Annotated in this window: 1 protein-coding gene; it reads left to right on the top strand. The window is 65.7% G+C overall.

Annotation, left to right across the window (positions count from 1 at the left end):
• Positions 1–158: 158 nt before the first annotated feature.
• Positions 159–1,880: an IS1634 family transposase gene (locus ABD999_RS43705; protein WP_148034087.1), complete on the top strand. Its 1,722-nt coding sequence runs from the start codon at positions 159–161 to the stop codon at positions 1,878–1,880.
• Positions 1,881–1,994: the final 114 nt, after the last annotated feature.

Raw genomic sequence — 1,994 nt, 5'->3', positions numbered from 1 at the left:
CCCGCGTTCCGCAGCTAATCCATGATCCAGGGCATGTTCGGGTGTGAAACCGCAGGTCGGTGGCTTACGACTTGGTGGAAACGGCGAAAGGCCCTAGTGACACGATTTCAGCGATAACACCATCACTGCCTGCGCACACGCTGCTACGGTCTGGTGACATGTTCGTCAGGACCACGAGCCGGAAGAACAAAAACGGCACCACGGTGCGATACCTCCAACTCGCCCACAACGAGTGGGATCCCATCGCCAAAGCCGCCAAGATGAAAGTCCTGCACAACTTCGGCCGCGAAGACCAGATCGACCGCGCCGCCGTCGAACGCCTGGTCGGCTCGCTATGCCGGCTGCTGCACCCGGGCCGCGCCGCCGCCCTCACCTCGGGCGCGGAACTGACCTTCATCGGCTCGGCCGCCTACGGCGGCGTCTATCTCCTCGACCAGCTCTGGCGGCAGCTGAAGATCGACACGATCATGACGCGCATCCTGGCCTCCACCCGGCGCAGCCCGTTCACCGAACGGGTGCTGTTCGCGCTGGTCGCCAACCGAGCCCTGGACGCCTCCTCCAAGCTGGCCGCCTCCCACTGGATCGGCCGCAACGCCCACATCGACGGCCTGCCCGCCTGCAGCGATGATGCCTGCTACCGGGCGATGGACTGGCTGCACCAGGTCCAAAACTCCGTGGAGCGCAAGGTGTTCGACCAGGTCGCCACCCTGCTCAACCTAGAAGTCGACCTGCTGTTCTTCGACACCACCTCCACCTACTTCGAGATCGACGAAGGCGATGAGCCGATCGCCCGCGACCAGCGCGGCGTCCCGCTTCCCGACCCCGGCAACACCGGTGAGGAGGACGGCAGCGGACCGGTGATGAAGGGCTTCCGCACCCGCGGCAAGTCCAAGGACCACCGCGACGACCTGCCGCAGATCGTCATCGGCATGGCCGTCACCCGCGACGGCATCCCCGTCCGCATCTGGTCCTGGCCCGGCAACACCACCGACACCGCCCTGATCCGCCAGGTCAAGGACGACATGCGAGACTGGACCCTATCCAAGATCGTGTGGGTCGGTGACCGCGGCTTCGCCTCCGCCGACAACCGCCGCTACCTGCGCCAAGGCGACCACCACTACATCATCGGCGAACGGCTGCGCTCGGGCTCGGCCGAGGCCAAGGCCGCCCTGTCCCGCCAAGGCCGCTACCAGGACGTGGCCGAGAACCTGAAGGTCAAAGAGGTCCGAATCGGCGAGACCGACCGGTTCGTGATCTGCTTCAATCCCGACGGCGCCGAACGCGATGCGGCCATCCGGGAACGTCTGGTCACCCAGTTGGAGGAGCTGATCGCCGGCACCGACACGCTCAGCGCCACCAAACGCGCCGAACTGCGCGGCGTCATCTCCACCAAACCCGGCCTGAACCGCTACCTGCGCACCACCCCCAACGGGCTGCTGCGCATCGACGCCGCCAAGGTCAAGGCCGAGACGAACCTGGACGGCAAGTACCTGCTGCGCTGCTCAGACCCCAAGCTGCCAGCCGAGGACATCGCCCTCGGCTACAAGCAACTGCTGGAGGTCGAGCGGGGCTGGCGCGACATGAAACAGGTCATCGACCTGCGCCCGGTCTATCACCGCCTCGAGGAACGCATCCGCGCCCACGTCATCTTGTGCTGGCTGGCCCTGCTGCTGATCCGCATCATCGAGACCACCACCGGCGCCACCTGGAGGCGCATCCGCGACGAGTTCGACCTCCTGACGGTCGCCACCTTCACCGGCCCGACCGGCACCTTCCGCCAGCGCGCCGAACTGACCAAGCCCCAGCGCGACATCCTGGCCAAACTCGACATCCCGACCCCAAAGAAGATCGTCGAAGCTACACCCGCCACAGACGCCTGACCAGCCACGACGCTGGCACCTAGTGACACGCCGCATCAGCATGCCTGCAAGCATTTCCGCAGCTCAGGCCACAGATCTATGTGCTTTTCTCGCTACACATCTGCGGAACGCGGG

This window comes from Nonomuraea ferruginea, from assembly GCF_039540635.1.
GTDB lineage: Bacteria > Actinomycetota > Actinomycetes > Streptosporangiales > Streptosporangiaceae > Nonomuraea > Nonomuraea ferruginea.
This window is presented reverse-complemented; position numbering and strand designations above follow the sequence as displayed.

What these genes read in the sequence shown, in the direction of transcription:
- ABD999_RS43705 (WP_148034087.1), top strand. Translation starts at nt 159, where the DNA reads ATGTTCGTCAGGACCACGAGCCGGAAGAACAAAAACGGCACCACGGTG.